Origin of the sequence: Chelativorans sp. ZYF759 (genome assembly GCF_012911015.1) — a bacterium.
Classification (GTDB): domain Bacteria; phylum Pseudomonadota; class Alphaproteobacteria; order Rhizobiales; family Rhizobiaceae; genus ZYF759.
In genome coordinates this window covers 1-529 of record NZ_WVVV01000067.1, presented here as the reverse complement: position 1 = coordinate 529, position 529 = coordinate 1, and the positions used below count along the sequence as shown (strand labels likewise).

The 529-nt window shown below is 74.5% G+C and carries 1 pseudogene; it reads left to right on the top strand.

Going from position 1 to position 529, the window contains the following annotated elements:
* Positions 1–186: 186 nt before the first annotated feature.
* Positions 187–529 (top strand): annotated as a pseudogene (locus GRZ55_RS23075) (hypothetical protein); the annotation flags it as partial.

The following is a 529-nucleotide window of genomic DNA, read 5'->3' as shown; positions in this document are numbered from 1 at the left end:
CGCGGGAGGGGGTGACCTTGAGGTCGCAACCCCCACCCGACGCTTCGCGTCGACCTCCCCACAAGGGGGAGGTAGAGCTCCGCGCGACCCTCCCCCGCCTGCTCTGGCGCGCGATCCTGGCCCTGCTGCGCCCGGCCGAATCCGCCGCCCGCCGCCTCATCATCGCCGCCGCCCAGGGGCCTGACCGTGCCACCGCCACGCCCGCGCCAGCCAAAGCCCCGGCCGAGGCCGATCGAACCGCTGCTCCGCCGCCTCGGCATCGCCGTCACGATCGCGCCGACTCAAGCCGCCCACGACGGCACATCCTCTCCTGCGAAGCGAATCCCCTCCTTCCCCCTCTTCGATCCGCCCCGCAGGCTCAATCTCCATGGCGCGCGCCGCCCCACCGTGCCCCCGCACGCCGCCCCGCGCATTGTCGTGCCCGGCGTGACCGAACCCGCACCGCTTCCGCCGCCACCTTCCTCCGACGACCTCATCAGCGCCACGCGCCTGACCCAGCGCCTCGCAGCCCTTGCCGCGGCGCTTGACG